13 protein-coding genes and 4 pseudogenes are annotated in these 15,376 nt (G+C 58.5%); 11 read left to right on the plus strand and 6 right to left on the minus strand.

The annotated features are described in order from the left end of the window. Positions 1-15 precede the first annotated feature (15 nt). The 3 genes from argF to FQ320_RS25805 all read left to right on the plus strand — a co-directional run bounded on the left by argF (position 16) and on the right by FQ320_RS25805 (position 1,637). The gene (gene argF / locus FQ320_RS19545) at positions 16-1,017 is read left to right on the plus strand and encodes an ornithine carbamoyltransferase (protein WP_148475011.1); all 1,002 of its coding nucleotides are present in this window, start codon (positions 16-18) and stop codon (positions 1,015-1,017) included. A 261-nt stretch (positions 1,018-1,278) separates the two neighbouring features. Further along, the gene (locus FQ320_RS19550; RefSeq protein ID WP_148475012.1) at positions 1,279-1,488 is read left to right on the plus strand and encodes a F0F1 ATP synthase subunit gamma; all 210 of its coding nucleotides are present in this window, start codon (positions 1,279-1,281) and stop codon (positions 1,486-1,488) included. Then, a complete protein-coding gene (locus tag FQ320_RS25805) occupies positions 1,485-1,637 on the plus strand; it encodes a hypothetical protein (protein WP_187393983.1) in 153 nt (50 codons plus the stop codon). Before FQ320_RS19550 ends, FQ320_RS25805 begins: the two co-directional genes overlap by 4 nt. A gap of 93 nt (positions 1,638-1,730) precedes the next feature. Here FQ320_RS25805 and FQ320_RS19555 read toward each other — a convergent pair whose 3' ends face one another. Beyond that, the gene (locus FQ320_RS19555) at positions 1,731-2,534 is read right to left on the minus strand and encodes a Crp/Fnr family transcriptional regulator (RefSeq protein ID WP_148475013.1); all 804 of its coding nucleotides are present in this window, start codon (positions 2,532-2,534) and stop codon (positions 1,731-1,733) included. 536 nt (positions 2,535-3,070) lie between these two features. Between FQ320_RS19555 and FQ320_RS19560 the strand changes: the two genes are divergently transcribed. Further along, positions 3,071-4,678, plus strand: a complete 1,608-nt coding sequence (locus tag FQ320_RS19560; protein WP_148475014.1) for a hypothetical protein — start codon at positions 3,071-3,073, stop codon at positions 4,676-4,678. A gap of 217 nt (positions 4,679-4,895) precedes the next feature. Here FQ320_RS19560 and FQ320_RS26910 read toward each other — a convergent pair whose 3' ends face one another. From FQ320_RS26910 to adhP, 3 genes are all read right to left on the minus strand, one after another. Then, the gene (locus FQ320_RS26910; protein WP_148475015.1) at positions 4,896-5,015 is read right to left on the minus strand and encodes a hypothetical protein; all 120 of its coding nucleotides are present in this window, start codon (positions 5,013-5,015) and stop codon (positions 4,896-4,898) included. Further along, entirely contained in the window at positions 4,970-5,473 is a 504-nt protein-coding gene (locus tag FQ320_RS26095; RefSeq protein ID WP_222861657.1) for an alcohol dehydrogenase catalytic domain-containing protein, read from the minus strand. Before FQ320_RS26095 ends, FQ320_RS26910 begins: the two co-directional genes overlap by 46 nt. 213 nt (positions 5,474-5,686) lie before the next feature. After that, entirely contained in the window at positions 5,687-6,712 is a 1,026-nt protein-coding gene (gene adhP, locus FQ320_RS19575; protein ID WP_148475017.1) for an alcohol dehydrogenase AdhP, read from the minus strand. 204 nt (positions 6,713-6,916) lie between these two features. Here adhP and FQ320_RS19580 point away from each other — a divergent pair, with 204 nt between their 5' ends. The 5 genes and pseudogenes from FQ320_RS19580 to FQ320_RS19595 all read left to right on the plus strand — a co-directional run. After that, entirely contained in the window at positions 6,917-8,308 is a 1,392-nt protein-coding gene (locus FQ320_RS19580) for an NAD-dependent succinate-semialdehyde dehydrogenase (RefSeq protein WP_148475018.1), read from the plus strand. A gap of 88 nt (positions 8,309-8,396) precedes the next feature. Further along, positions 8,397-8,798 (plus strand): annotated as a pseudogene (locus tag FQ320_RS26560) (hypothetical protein); the annotation flags it as partial. A 118-nt stretch (positions 8,799-8,916) separates the two neighbouring features. Continuing rightward, positions 8,917-9,024 (plus strand): annotated as a pseudogene (locus FQ320_RS26915) (hypothetical protein); the annotation flags it as partial. 32 nt (positions 9,025-9,056) lie between these two features. Then, a pseudogene (locus FQ320_RS19590) lies at positions 9,057-9,746 on the plus strand (integrase core domain-containing protein); the annotation flags it as partial. Next, positions 9,721-10,105: pseudogene (locus FQ320_RS19595) on the plus strand (DDE-type integrase/transposase/recombinase); the annotation flags it as partial. The pseudogenes FQ320_RS19590 and FQ320_RS19595, both read left to right, overlap by 26 nt. Before the next feature lie 61 nt (positions 10,106-10,166). On the opposite strand, the gene FQ320_RS19600 reads toward FQ320_RS19595, so the two are convergent. Continuing rightward, complete coding sequence (locus tag FQ320_RS19600) at positions 10,167-11,210, minus strand: LacI family DNA-binding transcriptional regulator (protein WP_255509625.1); 1,044 nt, start codon at positions 11,208-11,210, stop codon at positions 10,167-10,169. A 177-nt stretch (positions 11,211-11,387) separates the two neighbouring features. Beyond that, positions 11,388-12,359, minus strand: coding sequence for a hypothetical protein (locus tag FQ320_RS19610; protein WP_148475019.1), 972 nt, complete (start codon positions 12,357-12,359; stop codon positions 11,388-11,390). 160 nt (positions 12,360-12,519) lie between these two features. Here FQ320_RS19610 and araD point away from each other — a divergent pair, with 160 nt between their 5' ends. Next, positions 12,520-14,262, plus strand: coding sequence for an L-arabinonate dehydratase (gene araD / locus FQ320_RS19615; protein WP_148475020.1), 1,743 nt, complete (start codon positions 12,520-12,522; stop codon positions 14,260-14,262). An 11-nt stretch (positions 14,263-14,273) separates the two neighbouring features. Next, positions 14,274-15,170 carry a dihydrodipicolinate synthase family protein gene (locus FQ320_RS19620; RefSeq protein ID WP_148475021.1) on the plus strand — a complete coding sequence of 299 codons (897 nt, stop codon included), beginning with the start codon at positions 14,274-14,276 and terminating at the stop codon, positions 15,168-15,170. Positions 15,171-15,376: the final 206 nt, after the last annotated feature.

The raw sequence follows: 15,376 nt of genomic DNA on the forward strand, positions 1-15,376 counted from the left end.
CGAAAGGTTGCCACAATGGCTTTCAATCTGAAAAACCGTCATTTCCTGACCCTGCGCGATTTCACCCCGCGCGAGATTGCGTTCCTGCTGAAACTCGCCGCAGACCTCAAGGTCGCAAAATACACCGGGACCGAGGTGCCGACACTGCAGGGCAAGGACATCGCGCTGATCTTTGAAAAAGATTCGACCCGCACCCGCGTAGGGTTCGAGGTGGCGGCCTACGATCAGGGCGCCCGTGTCACCTATCTGGGGCCAACAGGGTCGCATATCGGGCACAAGGAATCCGTCAAGGATACCGCCCGCGTCTTGGGTCGGATTTATGACGCTATCGAGTATCGCGGGTTCGGGCAGAATGTCGTGGAACAACTCGCACAGTATTCCGGCGTGCCGGTCTATAACGGGCTGACGAATGAGTTTCATCCCACGCAAATCCTGGCCGACTTCCTGACGATGCAGGAACACGTCGAGAAGCCGCTGCACGAAGTGGCCTATGCGTTTCTTGGTGATGCCGGCAACAACATGGGCGACAGCCTGCTGATCGGCGGAGCCAAGATGGGCATGGACGTGCGTCTGTGTGCGCCACAGGCCTGCTGGCCGTCCCAAGCCATTCAGGATGAGGCGCAAGCGATTGCCGCCAAAACCGGTGCGCGCATCTCGATCACCGAAGATGTCGATGCGGCCGTCAAAGGTGTCGATTTCGTCTATACCGACGTCTGGGTGTCGATGGGCGAGGCCAAGGAGAAATGGGCCGAACGGATCAAGCTGCTCATGCCCTATCAGGTCAACGCCGCCGTGATGCAGAAAACCGGCAATCCGCGCGCGTGTTTCATGCATTGCCTGCCCGCCTTCCACAACACGGACACCACCGTGGGGGCAGAGATTGAGGCCGAATTCGGCCTCGACGCCATGGAAGTCACCGAAGAGGTATTCGAAAGCGAGGCCTCGATCGTCTTCGATCAGGCCGAAAATCGGATGCACACGATCAAGGCGGTTCTTGTCGCCACATTGGGGGCCTGAGGGGCTGGTCGTCTCAGCCATCGGCGGCAACGCGATCCCCGCCATAGAGCAGCTCACTGTTCTGGTGGCGGCGATGGAGGGATAGTTCGACGGGCTTAGTGAGGCCGACGGCCCAAGTCATGGTCGGCCTCCGGACAACTGCCGCCCGAGAGCTTGGGAATATCGCCGCGCCCATTGGCGAAAACGCTTCGCTCACCGACGATGACCGCGCCAGAATGGTGGCTGTGGGTCAAAAGGCGCGCGCAACCTTGGGAGGGAAAGATGGTGCAGACTCTTGAAGCCCTTGGGCGTCGAACGGCCAGTATGCGGGGGATCCGCAGCGTCGTTCATACGATGAAAACCCTGTCTGCGATCAATTCGGCCCCTTATGAGCAGGCGGCGAAAGCAATCGAGGCGTATCACAAAACCGTCTTGGATGGGTTGCATGGGTTTCTGACGACGTTTCAAACATCACAAAGGATAAAACCATGACCAAACTAGCGATGATCGTCATTCTTGGAGTGTTTTCTGCCCTTGCAGGATGCACCGACCCCGATCACTATCCGATCAGCGGACAGGAATGTGGCCCCAATGATCCAGTACTTGATATGGACGCGAGCGATTGTGTTCTGCCAGTCTAGTGTCGCAACGTGACATGCGGGATTGCGTTCCTTCGACAAGAGGGCAATCCCCCCTGTGCAGCCTGAAGACTCGCAAAGGTCCTTGGATTGGTATCACACCGTGTGCGGGTCGGCTGGTTTCAATGTAGCATGATCGATGCCTTGAACGATCCGATACTTCTCGGATGACACGAGCTCGATCCGCCCTTTGAGCTTGAGATCGGTAAAGGCACGACTGACAGTTTCCACTGATAGCCCAAGATGGTCGGCAATGTCCCGGCGACACATGGGAAGCGAAACAGCGCCGGTTCCAGCCGCCGGCCTGGATGAGGCAAAGTCACACAGGAAATGCAACAGGCGCTCGGGCGCCTTCTTGCTGATGAGGGAAAGAAGCTGTTGTTCACGACATTCAAGCAAGTGGCGGGTTTGCTCTCTGAATTCTTCTCGTAACGCCAAATTCATTTTCAAATTGCGTTCGACTATTTCCCGTTGAATTTCCCTCAATATCACGTGGTCGACAGCTTCAGCTGTAAAGTGCCACACATTGGTATCGGAAATGCCGATGAATTCACCCTTGGTCGCAAAACGGAAGATTTGCCGACTTCCTTCTGAATCAATCGTGCAACAACGAACCGTTCCCGATACAACAAGATACATTGCATCTGCCGGTTCATCATGAAGCAACACCGTGCTGCTGGGCTGAAAATGCTGTTCAAAAGAGTTGTCGCGGAATAAGGAATGCAACTCTGTAGTGCAAAGATTGTTCGTCTTATTCTGTACGAAGGGTGCGTTTTGGCGTCTGCTTCGCGGACGGGCGTCTGTCGCCGAAATTGCCGGAAGTCCACGACGAGACGTCACGACCTTTGATCGCCGTGCAATCCAATCCTGAGGGGGCAGTTGCGGGCCGCTTGAGGTCATTTCACCACTCCTGGTGTAAGATTTCCGTTCATCCTGTTCGGGCCGTGTTCACTGTGGCAGGGTGCCGCTTTGACTGCTTTTCCTTACCGGTGCCACGGTTATGTTTTGTGGTTACTACCATTTAGGACCAAGCGATATGTCTGGGTTGCCGCCTTGAGCGCGAGCCAGTGACGGTCATGTTCGGTCCTAGAAACTGAGTGGCGGTGTGGTTGAAGCGCCCGAATGTCGTCGAGTGCTGAAACCGTCTGAGCCCTCAACTCAGCAACCTGCTCTACGAACCAATCTGACGAGGATGGCAGGTCAGCCTTGATCCGGTCTTCGAGAACACCGAGCTGGGCACTTAGCCTTTCCAGGCGGTCCGCCGCTGATAGCGATTTGTCGTCACGCGGTTCCATTCTGGTTCCATTTGCGCAAAACTGCTAAGAAAATATGAGGGCTTGATGCCCCGCACACATAGTTAAAGTCTTTCTGGGTCGGCGTTGAGTGACTCACAGTGAGTCCAGAGGTGTGGGAGGCCAGATGACAGTAGGTGGACCATGGCCATGCGACTTGTTACATCGCTGCCAGACGAGGTGGTGCAGACACAGCTGGCGCGCGTTATTGCTAGCCGGCAGTTCTGTAATGCGCCACGTTTATCGCGTTTTCTCACCTATGTGGTTGAGCAATGTCTTGCCGGTCGATCAGATCGCCTCAAGGGCTACACGATCGGGTTAGAGGTCTTTGACAAGGACGCGGATTTTGATCCGCAGACCGACACAATCGTGCGCGTTCAGGCGCGCGCCCTCCGCCAGAAGCTGGACCAGTACTATGCCCGGGATGGCGTTGACGACCCTGTGTATATCAGCATTGCCAAAGGCGGGTATGAACCCACTTTCTTTGTATCTTGGGAGGGTGAGAAACCGACGGATTCAGTTGTTGCCGCAAATTCCCGTCGGACAAACAAGCCGTCCATCGCGGTTCTGCCCTTCGAGGACTTTAGTCAAGAGACACACCACGGATTTCTGTCGAACGGTTTGACAGAGGGAACCATTTCAAATTTAGCGCGGTTCAAAGACCTTTCTGTGCTTTCGCGGTCGACCACGCAGAAAGCCAAATCGGATCGGATGGGCGTTGAAGAGATCCATAATCGTTTTGATGTTGATTTTGTGCTCGAAAGTAGTTTCAGAGTTCAGGAAAATCGGGTCGAAACAAATATAAAATTGATAGATGCGGCACATGATGAAATTATTCTGACCGATTCAATCAACGGGCAGTTGGACCCGAGCGACATCTACAAGATGCAAGATGAAATGTCCTTGCAAATCGCGGCGCGGATTGCACTGGAATATGGACCAATTGGGCGCTACGCCAGACAGGATGAGAATACCGAGTCGGCGGCTAAGTGGGAAGCTTATGGCTGGATATCCCGGTATTATGAGCTCGGAATCGCGCTGGATGAGACGGCCCGGGCTGAGATCAAGGCGGGACTTAAGAAGGTTATTGAAAACGACCTCACGTCATCTGATGCCCAAGCGGCCGTTGCATTGATCAAGATCGAAGAATACCGGGCCATGACGGAGCATGTTGCGGATAGTGCGGTCCTTGATCGTGCATTAGATCATGCGTTGCTTGCCGTTAAATACGATTCCCAAAGCGCAATGGCGCAACAATCGCTGGCAATCGCCTACTTCCATCGGCGTCAATTTGTGGACTTTCGCGCATCCGTAGAACGGGCGCTAATACTCAATCCCGGTCATTCCGACATGTTGGCCATGTTCGGGATCTGCTACGTGGCACTTGCAGAATGGGACAAGGCAATCCCTATGCTGGATCGCGCCGCCGCCTTAAACCCCTTGCAGCCCGGATGGTATCGCATCCCAAAGGCGATATTCCTGGCGATGACGAAAGATGCCAAGGCCGCGATCGCAGAAATGGAGAAGAGCCCAATGCCGAGGTTCTACGCTTTCCATTTCATGCTCCTTTGGTTTCACGTCGAAGCCGGGGACATGCCGTCTGCGTTGCTGGAAAAAGAGCGGCTTCTGGCCGTCGCGCCGAATGCCGAGAAGCTCATCAGACGGCATTTCGATACGTGGTGTCTTAACGATGAAATCGCTGAACGTATAATCTGTGCTTTTCGAAAGGTCGGTTTGAACGTAGTGGACTGAGACAGGCCTTCTTTCGCCGAAGAAATAATTGACGCGGGCGATGCCTGAGGCATTCGAGCTTTTTGAGTTTTCTTGTCAAAGCTTATCGCCATCCTGAGAAGTCGCCCAAAGCACAAAAACACCAAGGGATGCCGCAATAAGCGAGGCAATTAATACGCCAATCTTGACGGCCGCTAAATCCGATTGGGATGTGAAAACCGGACGCTTATTCTTGGCGTCAGCTGATCGAAGCCGCCGCCTTGCGGCCAAGGTCTTCGATTTCGGCTGCGATGGTGCTCATCTTGTCGGTGTTCAGATCGACCAATGCGATGTCGGCACCATCCTTGGCAAGGCGCAATGCAATGCCACGCCCAATGCCCTGACCGGCTCCGGCCTCGTAAACGCATAAACCGTCTGATGCTGATGGCGCGCAATCTGGATTGCGATATGCGCAGCGGCCCCAAAGCCATAGAAGCCGATCCGCTCGGCACTGCCCGCCATGCGCAGGGGCCGGTATCCGATCAGACCGGCATAAGGCAACGGTGCGGCTTCAACGTCGGTGAATGCTGCGGGAATGGGGAAGCAATATCGCTCGTCGGCGACGGTATATTCCGCATTGCCTCCGTTGATCTGATACCCGGTAAAACGGGCCCGTTCGCACAGGTTTTCCCGCCCGCTTTTGCAATAGGCACATGTCTCACAGGTCCAGTCGAGCCACGGAACGCCGACGCGGTCGCCCACTTTGAGGTTCGTGAAGTTCGACCTTATTTGGCGCACGGTTCCAACGATCTCATGCCCTGGCACGAGCGGAAGCACAGGATGTTCAAGTTCGCCGCACAGGCATGTCTATCTCAAGCCAGAGCGGCTCATGCGCATGCTCAAATATCATCGCGGGCCTCGAATTTAGTCTCCTCAATGGATCCGCTCCAGACCGGCGGTCTCTAAACACCGGCCAACGTGGGGTTGGGCACCTGAGTTCAAACGGAGTGGTGACGGCAATCCAGCGTCACCAGCCAGCCCCCCGCACGACTACATGCGAATTACGATCCTGCCGTCCACCTTGCCGGCCTCAAGGTTTGCGAACACCTCGTTGATGTCCTCGAGTTTGGCAGTGCTGATATGCGCTTTGACCTTGCCTTCGCTCGCGAACTGCACCGCTTCGGCCAGATCTTTGCGATTGCCCACGATCGACCCGCGCATCGTGATCCGCTTGAGTACAAAGTCAAAGATAGGCGTCGGAAACTCTCCGGGCGGCAGGCCGTTCAAGGCGATCGTTCCCTTGCGCCGCACCATGTGTAACGCCTGACCGAATGCGGGCACGGAAACAGCCGTCACCAGAACGCCATGTGCGCCGCCGCCCGTGGCCTTGACCACCTGTTCCGCCGCATCGTCATCAAGCGCGTTGACCGCGACATCGGCTCCGAGTTTTCGCGCGAGATCCAGCTTTTCGTCCGTCACATCGAGGGCAACGATCTTGAGGCCCATCGCCTTGGCATATTGAACAGCGACGTGGCCCAACCCACCAATGCCTGAAATTGCCAACCATTCGCCGGGTTTGGCTTCGGTTTCCTTGATCCCCTTATAGGTGGTGATGCCGGCACACAGGATCGGGGCCATCTCCGCGAAATCGACGTCCTCGGGAAGGCGAGCAACAAATGGGGCAGCGCCAATGGCATATTCTGCGAAGGTGCCGTTTACGGTGTAGCCGCTCATATGCTGGGATTCGCACAGGGTTTCCCAACCGGTCTCGCAATACTCGCAATTGCGGCACGCATCGTGCAGCCAGGCAATCCCGACATTGTCCCCGATCTTGAGATTAGTCACACCTTCGCCAAGTTCCGTGACAACACCCGTGCCTTCATGGCCGGGGATGAAGGGGACTGTCGGCTTTACGGGCCAATCGCCACGCGCCGCATGAAGATCGGTATGACAAACACCTGTCGCGACAATCTTGACCAGCACTTCGCCGGGGCCCGGAGTGGGGATTGGAACTTGTTCAATAACGAGTGGCTTGCCGAATTCGTGGACCACCGCCGCCTTCATTGTCTTGGTCATCGTCGTGTCTCCTCGTTCAACGCCAATCATTCCCAAGACTAATGCCGCATTGGCGGGTTCGCTGATTGACGAAGGTCAATTCTGAAAAGGGCAGCCTCCGTATTTCTTATGTATCGAGTGTCGCTCACGTCATCCGAGCCGGGTCAGACCGGGCGCGGGAGTGGCGGTTCGCAGCCAATATATCCCAGCGCCAAGGAGACGGCTATGTCCTACGAAACCACTAACCCATATACAGGCGAAGTCCTGAAGACCTTCCCGACCGCGACTGATGCTGAGATCACGCGTGCGATAGAAGATGCCGACAAGGCATTTCAGTCGTGGAAAGAGACCTCCTTTGAAAAGCGTGCAACGGTCATGCGCAAGGCGGCCGAATTGCTGCGTAAGGACGTCGATGCTTTCGCCAAGCTTTTGACGCTCGAAATGGGCAAAGTGACTGCAGAGGCAAAAGCAGAGGTCGAGCTATCAGCAGCGATCTTCGAATATTATGCCGATCATGCCGAAGAACAGCTCAAGCCCGAGAAACTGCCCGTCGCCGACCTCGCCGAAGGCGACGCGGTGCTGGTTCACGAACCCCTGGGCGTGTTGCTCGCGGTCGAACCGTGGAACTTTCCGTATTATCAGGTAGCTCGGATCATTGCCCCGCAACTCTCGGCGGGCAATACCATCCTTCTCAAACATGCTGGTATCGTGCCACAAAGTGCGCAGGCCTGTGAAAAGCTGATGCTGGATGCGGGTCTGCCGAAAGGCGCATTCACCAACCTTTTTCCGACGCATGAACAGGTCGAGGCGATCATTGCGCATCCGCTTGTCAGAGGTGTCGCACTGACCGGTTCCGAAGGGGCGGGTGCAGTCGTTGCTGCCGCGGCCGGCAAGGCGCTCAAGAAATCGACACTGGAGCTGGGTGGCGCGGATGCCTTCGTGGTTCTGGCGGATGCTGACCTGGACAAGACCGTGGAATGGGCCGTCTTTGGCCGTCACTGGAACGGCGGGCAGGTCTGCGTGTCGTCCAAGCGGATGATCATCGCAGACGAGATTTATGATGAATTCCTCGAACGCTATACGAAAGGGGTGGCGGCGCTCAAGGCAGGCGATCCGTTTGATCCAAATACGACACTGGCCCCCCTGTCGTCGCAAAGCGCGGCTGAGGATGTTAAAAAACGGATCCGAGACGCTGTCGAACTGGGTGCTAAGGCGACCGAGGTTGGCCCGAAGGTTCCCGATCAGGGGAACTTCGTGCAGCCAACGATCCTGACGGAAATGAGTAAGGACAATCCGGCGCGCAAATGGGAGTTCTTCGGGCCTGTGTCCATGCTCTTCCGGGCCAAGGACGAAGAGGACGCGGTGCGGATCGCTAACGATTCACCCTTCGGACTCGGGGGGTCCGTCTTTACTTCCAATCCCCAACATGGGGCGGAGGTAGCCAAAAAAATCTCCACCGGCATGGTGTTTGTCAACCACCCGACGATGGTCAAAGCGGATTTGCCGTTCGGTGGCATCCGCAATTCTGGCTATGGTCGTGAGCTGCTCGGCTTGGGCATCAAGGAATTCGTCAATCACAAACTGATCGATGTTGTCGATATCGACGCCGAATTTTGACGACCGATGACGGCGGTTTGCCCCCCCCCCCGCCGTCAGCATCGTTTCCAAACCCAACCCACCGTTGCAAAGCCCCAAGGAGCGCAAGATGTCTATCAAAATCGCGGTTCTCAAGGAAACCGACCCCGGCAAGCGGCGTGTCGCCATGGTTCCGGGTGTTGTTGACCAGCTGACGCATTTGGGGGCTGAGGTTGCAATTCAGTCGGGGGCGGGTGACGCGGTAACTACCTGGTAGAGTGTTCAAAAATACAAGTTTTGTGGCGAAAATGACTGATCTAGTCAAGGACGCGGATTTGGTGTTGTCCATCCAGCCCCCGCCACTCGATATGGTGCGGGCCATGAAGCCATCCGCCATCCTGATTTCGTTCATAAACAGAACAAGAATCCTGCACTGGTCAAAGCGCTGCGGGAGAGGGGCATAACCTGCTTTGCAAAGGAGCGGATTCCCCGCATCAGCCGGGCACAGGCGTTGGATGCTTTAACGAGTCAGGCGACCCTTGCGGGCTATTACGCAGCACTGCTAGGTGCGACGCATCTGGCCCACATCTTTCCGCGTATGACGACGGCGGTCGGATCACTGAAACCGGTCAGGGTGCTGGTGATGGGGCGTGGCCGGGCTTCAGGCGATTGCGACCGCTCACTGGCTCGGAGCGGTTGTCGAAGGTACTGACGTGCGGCCCGAGACCAAGGGCGAGGCGGCATCGTTGGGTGCGAAATTTGTGGGCACTGGCGTCAACCCGGCGGGCGAAGGCGGCTACGGGCGCGCAAGAGGGCCCGAGGATCGCGCACGCCGATGCCAGCAGCAGGGCAGATCAATGCACGCTGGTCGTTGGATTTCTTGGCCGACACTTTCGGGGCCTCTCGGAAGTTCCGCATTCTGTCCGTAATCGACGATTGCAGCCGAGAGAACCTGTGTCTCGGACACCAGCCTCTCGGGTGCCAAGGTGGCGCGCGAGCTGGACGCGCTGGTCCGGATCTACGGAAAGCCGAGCTGTATTGTCAGTGATAATGAAACAGAGTTCACCAGTTGCGCCATCCTGAACCGAAGGTCCGCGAAGCGAAATGGGCCGACAGGCACGACGTTCCTTGGCACTACATTGATCCAGGAAAGCCGCAACAGAACGCTTTCATCGAGGCGTTCAACGGGAGCCTGCGCGACGAACTGCTGAACGAGGCAATCTTTGACACCCTGGATGATGCTCGCCGGAAACTTGCCCTTTGGCGCTACGAATATAACGCCGTCAGGCCGCACTCATCGCTCGGAAACCAAACGCCGCTCGAAGCACGCCGAGCGCTTGAGCAATTTGACGGCTCCGCGCCCAGCGTGCTTGCCCAAACCGACCAACTAAACTACCAATCAGAAACCCGCAGACTCTCGTTATTAACGAGGGACCAGCGGGGGGGCAGGTCACCTTGTGCTAACACGCCGAAACGTTAAGGCAGCAAAGCGGTTTTTCAAAAGGCTGGTTGCTAAGTTTGGCCAACCGAGGGTCGTCATCACCGACAAACTACGCAGCTACATCAACCCGATTATGACAGTAGCCCCGGACGCTGACCACCGTGCCCACAAGGGTATAGACACCGCGATCGAAGTATCGCACCGGCCGACCCGAATAAGAGAGGATATTTGACCGATTCAAATCCCACCGGCAGGCTCAGAGGTTTCTGTCTGCACATGACCGGGTCAAACTGATCTTCCGCCCCCGCCGCTATCAACTCGCAGCAGCCTCAAACCGCCAAGCCCGCTCCGATGCCTTCAGCCTCTGGGCCGACTACACCGCCGAAATGGCCGCATAATCCAGCCTTTGCCAACCCTTCACAGTCTGGGGCAATCAACTTGGCAATACCGATCAAACACCTAGGCCGATCCGCGGCGCATCAGCTCAAACCCAACGAGACGGATCGACGGGGCGGAAGTGTCGCCTGCAAATCGCGACAGAAGTGCTTCAGCGGCAGCACGGCCAAGCTGGTCCCGGTCAATCCTTATCGTGGTCAGCGACGGGTCAGTATGGGCTGCGAAATCCTGATCGCCAAAGCCGATGATGGCCAGATCCTCAGGTACGCGCAAGCCACGGGTCCGCGCCTCGATCAGCGCACCATGCGCGATCACATCAGAGCTGCAATGAATCACGGTGCTTTCCAATCGGTTCTGCAAGAGGCCTTCGTCCACCAACCGGGCGACGCCTTGCCGCCCCATTTCAAGGGTTGCGGTCCTGATCGGCAGGCCGATGGCTGTAACCGTATTGCCAGTAGCCGTCGCGAAACGGTCCGCAAAAGCGAAGCGCCGCCGCTCGGCCCGTTCGTCCCCGGCCGAAAGTGTCGCAGCATGGCGATACCCAGCACTGATTGCAAAATCAGCCGCCAGTCGTCCGGTATCCGCATGCGAGAAACCGACGCAGCAGTCGATCGGTGTTTCGGTCATGTCCCAGATTTCAACCACCGGGATTGCGGCGGCCATCAGCATCCGCCGCGCCGTGACCGAATGATGAATGCCGGTCAGCAACAATCCGTCAGGGCGTCGCGACAGGTGTGCTGCGATGGCCGCCTCTTCGTCCCCGGCGTTGAAGCCAGTTTCCGACAACATGATCTGATAGCCTTCGCCGCGCATGATGTCAGAGAAGCCATGCAGGAGGCTGGAATAAACGATATTGGTGATGGATGGAACCAGTGCAGTGATCAGCCGCGTCCGCCGCGAGGCCAGCGCCCCGGCAATCGCATTGGGCACGTATCCGGTAATCTCGATCGCTTCGCGGATCTTGACCATCGCTTCCGGTGAGACCTTGGCCGGATCGCTCAGTGCGCGGCTGACCGTCACCTGACTGACCCCGGCCAGCCGGCCCACGGTTGCCATTGTCACCGCGCCGGTGCGGGAAGGGCGGTCTTTACGATCGGGGTTCTGCATGTCAGGGCGATCCTATACCGGCAATCCCGCGCCTTGTCCCGTTTCATTTCCCACCCGGATCAGGATGGCGTGTCGTTCAAGTGGCGGGCACGGCGGGCGATCATTAGGGATGCGGCCAGCGACCCCGCAATTAGCACCCACAGGATCACTGCGATCCAGCGTTGGTAAAGAAGATGGTCAGATCACCGAAGCTTTCCAGACTTTTGACGAAATAGATCTCGGCCGATGGCCCGAGGATGAAGGGCGCGACTTCCAGTCCAAACTTGCCGGCACAGAGGTTGCGGGCCTGGCATAGGCCAGCATCGCATCGCGGTTGGTCGCACCCATGCCCTCTTCCGGGCCCTGCGCCAGCGTTTCCGGCGTGGCGGCGATCCAGACAAAGTGCATCGCGGTCGGATCGTCGGCGGGCAGTTGGGCGAACTGTTCGTTCGCTTGGATGGACCCGTTAATCACGTCGGCCAGCTCGTCCCACATCGCCTGATACTTGTCAGACTGCGCCCCGGCGTTGACCGGCACGATGTTCGCCTCGGACCCCGGCGCGCGCAGGCGGGCGGCGTTCAGCATCGCGGTAAAGCCGATCTCCGACACGCCGCCGGGCTGGATCGCCACACGCACAGGGGTGCCGGTCTCTGCTGCGCCAAAGATGTCGTCCATCGTCTTGTAGGGGCTGTCGGCGGGCACAAAGTAGGCATTGCCGGGGTTGACCGCGATCGTCGGGCCGACGTTGTAATCGGCGAAAACGTCCGGAGATCCTTCGACGCCATAAAGCTGTTGCAGGTAAGATTGACTGTGAAACACCATGATCGTGGTGCCGCGGCTGTCGCGGGCCAAGGCCTTAAAGCCTTCTGCCGCGCCGACCGGATCGACCCGGATATTGTCATCCAACTTGTCCGACAGGGCTTTTGGGCAGAGTGGCGGCGTTCTGATAGGTGTCGCCCGGTCGAGGTCGAGCCGATCACCATGCGGATGTTGCGGGGCAGGTCTTGCGCCTGCGCCATGAAGGGCAGCGCGGTCATAATGGCGGCAGTGCCAGCCGTCAGAATACGGCGTGTCAGATTCATGTAGTCCGCCCTTGAACCGTTGCCGGTCCAGTCGCTGATTGACGTCCGGAGTCGCTCCTCGCCCCACGAGGCGTTTATGTATGCGCATACACGAACATCAACAGCATCCGATAAATCCAGCCATTAGGTTTGCTGTTTACAAAATATACTGAATTTACAATTGCAAATGTCGCAACACTGAAAATTGTCGTGCTTGACCTTTTTAAATGCAAGCGCATACATGTTTAACAACACCAACGGAGGTTCTCATGCCAAAAGATGGCCGCATCACACCTGATCAGTTGCGCAGTGCGCGGTGGTTTGCCCCCGATGATCTGCGCAGTTTCGGGCATCGCAGCCGGATGATGCAACTGGGTTGGTCCGAGGACGAATTTCGCGGCAAGCCGCTGATCGGCATCCTGAATACCTGGTCGGACATGAACTCCTGTCACGGCCACTTTCGCGAGCGGGCTCAGGATGTGAAGCGTGGCGTCTTCATGGCGGGCGGCTTCGGGCTGGAGATGCCGTCGCTGTCAGTGGATGAGAGCTTCACAAAGCCGACCTCGATGCTGTATCGCAACATGCTGGCGATGGAGACCGAGGAAATGATCCGATCGCACCCGTTCGACGGGGTGGTTCTGATGGGGGGGTGCGACAAGACCACGCCGGGGCTGATCATGGGCGCGATCACCGCCGGGGTGCCGCTGATCTATCTGCCCGCCGGACCGATGCTGCGCGGTCATTATGCCGGGCGTATCCTTGGGTCCGGGTCCGATGCGTGGAAATACTGGGATGAACGCCGCGCTGGTAACATCAGCGACGAGGAATGGCTGGGCGTGCAGGGCGGTATCGCCCGGTCCGTCGGCACCTGCATGACGATGGGCACTGCGTCCACCATGACAGCGATCACCGATGCAATGGGACTGACGCTGCCTGGCGCGTCCTCGATCCCCGCGCCGGATGCCGGGCATCAGCGGATGTCGGCGGCCTGCGGGCGGCGCATCGTGGACATGGTCTGGGAAGGGCTGACACCGGACAAGATCGTGACCGACGCCGCCGTGCGCAATGCCGCGATCGTGGCGATGGCCACGGGCTGTTCGACCAACGCCGTGGTGCACCTGATCGCCATGGCCCGCCGCGCCGGTGTCGACCTGACGTTGGACGATCTGGATGCGCTGGGTCGCACCACACCACTGATCGCCAACGTCCGCCCGTCCGGCAAAGACTACCTGATGGAAGACTTCTACTATGCCGGTGGTCTGCGTGCGTTGATGAAGCAGATGGAGGAACGGCTGGACACAACTGCACTGACCGTCACCGGGAAATCACTGGGCGAAAACCTTGAGGGCGCGCAGGTCTTCAACGACGACGTGATCCGCCCGCTGTCGAACCCGGTTTATCACGAAGGCTCTCTGGCCGTGTTGCGCGGCAACCTGTGCCCGGACGGCGCGGTGATCAAACCCGCCGCCTGCGATCCGAAATACTGGGTCCACGAAGGCCCGGCGTTGGTCTTTGACAGCTATGCTGAGATGAAGGCGGCAATCGACAACGAGGATCTGGAGGTCACGCCGGATCACGTGCTGGTGCTGCGCAATGCGGGGCCGCAGGGCGGGCCGGGGATGCCGGAATGGGGCATGCTGCCGATCCCCAAAGCGCTGATCAAGCAGGGCCACCGCGACATGCTGCGGATTTCGGACGCGCGGATGTCCGGTACCTCCTACGGCGCCTGCGTGCTGCACGTCGCCCCCGAAAGCTTTGTCGGCGGGCCGTTGGCCTTGCTGAAGACCGGCGATATCGTGCGGCTGGACCTACCGAACCGGACCCTCGACATGGTGGTGGATGACGCAGAGCTCGCCGCCCGTCGCGCCGCATGGATCCCACCGGAGCCCCGGTTCCAGCGCGGCTGGGGCTACATGTTCTCAAAGCACGTGGGGCAGGCCGATACTGGCTGCGACTTCGACTTCCTGGAACGCGGCTTTGGTGCCGCCGCAGGCGAACCCGACATTTTCTGAAAGGCCCTTCCATGCTTGATCTAGACACCGCCCTCACGGGCATCTCTGGCATCCTCGTCACGCCCTATGATGCTGCCGGAGAGGTCGCCCCCGACCGCCTCGCACCGATCATTGACACCGCCCTTGCCGCAGGGCTGCACATGCCCGTCGTCAACGGCAATACCGGCGAGTTCTATGCCCTGACCACCGACGAGGCCTGCACCATGGCCCGCGAGGTCGTGGCCCTTGTCGACGGTCGCGCCCCGGTGCTGGCCGGGGTCGGGCGCGGGATCCGCGACGCCTGCATGCTGGCGAAAATGTCGGCTGCGGCCGGGGCGACGGCACTGATGGTGCATCAGCCGCCCGACCCCTTCGTGTCGCCGCGCGGCACGGTGGATTATCTGAAGGCGGTGGCGGATGCATCCGGCGGCCTGCCGATGATGCTGTATCTGCGCAACGACGGCATGGGCACCAAGGCCATTGCCGACCTGTGTGCGGTGCCCGGCGTGAAGGGCGTGAAGTGGGCGACCCCGAACCCGATGAAACTGGCCGAGGCGAAGGCCGCCTGCGATCCCGCCATCGTCTGGGTCGGTGGTCTGGCAGAGGTCTGGGCGCCGAGCTTCTATGCCGTCGGTGCGCGCGGTTTTACCAGCGGGCTGATCAACGTCTGGCCCGAGCGGTCGGTCGCGATCCATGCTGCACTTGAGGCGGGCGATTACGCCGAGGCCAACCGGCTGATTGCCGGGATGCGCGCCTTCGAAGATATCCGCGCCGAGGAGATGAACGGTACCAATGTAACCGGCGTGAAGGCGGCGTTGCAGGCGCTGGGGCGCGATTGCGGGCCGACCCGTCCGCCTTCCGCCTGGCCGCTGACCGTGCCGCAACTTGCAAAAATGACTGCCTTTCTGGGCGAGAACGGTTTGACTTAAGTCTCCGGCTGACCCGACATCTTTACAAAGGACTTCTCTATGCCCGACATGCCCGACGACAACTTCACCCCGCACGGGACTCTGTTGATGGCGTGGATGCCCCTCCCGACGGCATCGCAATGTGCCATTGTGGTGAGTGTTAAAGCCATCACAAAAGGAAGGAGCATCCATGTCCGAAGTTACTATTATCGGTGTCGACTTGGCAA

This window comes from Oceaniovalibus sp. ACAM 378 (genome assembly GCF_008085915.1).
Lineage (GTDB): Bacteria > Pseudomonadota > Alphaproteobacteria > Rhodobacterales > Rhodobacteraceae > Oceaniglobus.

Bases quoted from the DNA above. Each gene is read 5' to 3' on its own strand.
- argF (WP_148475011.1), top strand. From the start codon at position 16: ATGGCTTTCAATCTGAAAAACCGTCATTTCCTGACCCTGCGCGATTTC.
- FQ320_RS19550 (WP_148475012.1), top strand. From the start codon at position 1,279: ATGGTGCAGACTCTTGAAGCCCTTGGGCGTCGAACGGCCAGTATGCGG.
- FQ320_RS25805 (WP_187393983.1), top strand. From the start codon at position 1,485: ATGACCAAACTAGCGATGATCGTCATTCTTGGAGTGTTTTCTGCCCTT.
- FQ320_RS19555 (WP_148475013.1), bottom strand. From the start codon at position 2,534: ATGACCTCAAGCGGCCCGCAACTGCCCCCTCAGGATTGGATTGCACGG.
- FQ320_RS19560 (WP_148475014.1), top strand. From the start codon at position 3,071: ATGGCCATGCGACTTGTTACATCGCTGCCAGACGAGGTGGTGCAGACA.
- adhP (WP_148475017.1), bottom strand. From the start codon at position 6,712: ATGACCAAGACAATGAAGGCGGCGGTGGTCCACGAATTCGGCAAGCCA.
- FQ320_RS19580 (WP_148475018.1), top strand. From the start codon at position 6,917: ATGTCCTACGAAACCACTAACCCATATACAGGCGAAGTCCTGAAGACC.
- FQ320_RS19600 (WP_255509625.1), bottom strand. From the start codon at position 11,210: ATGCAGAACCCCGATCGTAAAGACCGCCCTTCCCGCACCGGCGCGGTG.
- FQ320_RS19610 (WP_148475019.1), bottom strand. From the start codon at position 12,359: ATGCGCATACATAAACGCCTCGTGGGGCGAGGAGCGACTCCGGACGTC.
- araD (WP_148475020.1), top strand. From the start codon at position 12,520: ATGCCAAAAGATGGCCGCATCACACCTGATCAGTTGCGCAGTGCGCGG.
- FQ320_RS19620 (WP_148475021.1), top strand. From the start codon at position 14,274: ATGCTTGATCTAGACACCGCCCTCACGGGCATCTCTGGCATCCTCGTC.